This is a genomic window from Kitasatospora sp. NPDC088351 (genome assembly GCF_040685575.1).
Lineage (GTDB): Bacteria > Actinomycetota > Actinomycetes > Streptomycetales > Streptomycetaceae > Kitasatospora.
Genome location: NZ_JBFBIL010000138.1, coordinates 1 through 2,094, shown reverse-complemented (window position 1 = coordinate 2,094; position 2,094 = coordinate 1). Strand labels below are relative to the sequence as shown.

The 2,094-nt window shown below is 62.1% G+C and carries 1 protein-coding gene and 1 pseudogene; one reads left to right on the top strand and one right to left on the bottom strand.

The features are described 5' to 3' along the window. Positions 1 to 180, top strand: a pseudogene (locus AB0P06_RS36850) (hypothetical protein); the annotation flags it as partial. A 33-nt stretch (positions 181 to 213) separates the two neighbouring features. Here AB0P06_RS36850 and ltrA read toward each other — a convergent pair. Then, positions 214 to 1,476: a group II intron reverse transcriptase/maturase gene (ltrA, locus tag AB0P06_RS36845; protein ID WP_363615376.1), complete on the bottom strand. Its 1,263-nt coding sequence runs from the start codon at positions 1,474 to 1,476 to the stop codon at positions 214 to 216. Positions 1,477 to 2,094: the final 618 nt, after the last annotated feature.

Sequence of the window (2,094 nt, the reverse complement as noted above, 5' to 3'; positions counted from 1 at the left end):
AAGGTCTCCAACGACAACCCCTCCAGCGAGGCCCAGTTCAAGACCACCAAGTACATGTCCGACTACCCCGAGCGGTTCGACTCCCTGGCCCACGCCCGCGAATGGTTCGACGCCTTCATCTCGTACTGCCGAGTAGCCGAGGGGATTCTCACCCCTCGGCTCTCACAGATCCGTGCGTAACAGTCTCCCGTTACACGGCTCTTGTCGCCCTGGTCACCAGCCCGAGGCTGCTCTCGCGGTGTGACGCCAGTGCGCGAACATCCGCGGGTATCGCTGGGCGATCTCCCGCAGCTTCGCGAGGGCCTTCCGCTTGGCGGCGAACCGTTTGTACTTCTGGCGGATCCATCGCACCAGGTAGGCGTTGATGCGTTGAAGGAGAGGATCGAGCTCCATTGGACGGAAACGCCCGAAGTAGTTGATCCAGCCCGCCACGACGGGATTGATGCGCCGGGCGAGCTCGGGGAAGGACAGGTCCGAGCGTGTGTGCAGGTGCCAGGAGCGGACCTGCGCGCTCATCTTCTTCAGGGCGTCCTTGCTGACCGCCGGGTCGAACGACAGGAACAGTCTGCCGTGTTTGTCCCGGTTCTTGCGGGCACGGAAGGTGTATCCGAGGAAGGTGAACGCCGTGTACTCGTAGGTACCTTGGCGTTTGCCGTCCCGGCAGTACACGATCCGGGTCTTGGCCGGGTGCAGTCGCAGCCCGACCTCCTCCATCCTGTCCGTGAGCGCGGCCAGGACGTGCTGGGCCTGTCGCTCGGAGACGCAGTGGATCACGGCGTCGTCCGCGTAGCGTTCGAACGTGACCGTCGGGAACTCCCGCTCCAGCCACAGATCGAAGGCGTAGTGCATGAACAGGTTCGCCAAGACGGGAGATACCGGGGCACCCTGCGGTGTCCCCTTCTCCCGGGTCAGCAGGCTGCCGTCGGGCAGTTGAAGCGGGGCGGCGAGCCACCGCTTGACATACAAAATCACCCATACGGCATCGGTGTGAGCCTCCAGCGCCTTGACGAGCAGGTCCCAGGGCACGCTGTCGAAGAACTTCTGGACGTCGAGGTCGATCACCCAGTCCTTCTTCCAGCAGCGTTCCCTGCACCGCTCGACCGCGTCCAGCGCAGACCGTCCGGGTCGGTATCCGAAGGAATCAGGGTGGAATACAGGATCCACCCTCCGCATCAGATGCCTGGCCACCACGGTTTGCGCCACACGGTCAGCAACAGACGGAATCCCTAGGATTCTCGCCTCGCCTCCTTGGGGCTTGGGAATCTCCACCATCCGCACCGGAGGCGGAAAGTATGAGCCCGACGACATCCGATTCCAGACCCTATACAGATTGTTCTTCAGGTCCTTTTCGAAGTCGGCGATACTCTGCCCGTCCACCCCTGGTGCACCTTTATTCGCCCTGACGTCCTCCCATGCCTCCTTCACTTCCCATTTCGAAATCTCAAACGGCTTGGACTGTGACTTCAACTGGTCCATCGGACTCCTCCCGGAGAACATCCGGTTGATGCGATCAACTCAGTCACGAGCGACCCGGCCCCTTCGCTCCACCCCCGTTACAGGGGCTTCCTCACTACTACGAGCCGGTCCGCCAGCGGGTCCCGCGTCGGTACTCGATCCCTTGCGGTGACTGCCGCTTGGGACACTCCCTCTCGCCCGCCGCGAGGGACGGGCAGTATCGAGACACGCCTTCTCCTGTTCCATGCGGGAGCCGCAGACCGGACTCACATCGCCTACATGCCGGACACCACCTGGCCAGTAAACGGGTATCCGCCAGGCTCATCCCGGAGTTGGTTGCACACCCCGGTTTCGATGTCATCTAAGTCATTACGACACGTCAGCAGCGATTCGCTTGCGCTTGTCTTTCCGATCCCCACCTGACGCCTCTTACGACGCCTTTTCCTCATCGCTCACCACGACAGTATTCAGCTGCCGCAGCATGAGGCGGTTTGAAGCCTCCCCCCGCAGGGCGGCTCCGAAGGGCCCTACATTCCTTCATCTCCCACACAGCACCGCAGAATTGACTTCACCTACATAAAGCCACTCCTCACGTTCAGGACACAAGCAACCACGAGCACCGGCACTCGGGCATCGGAC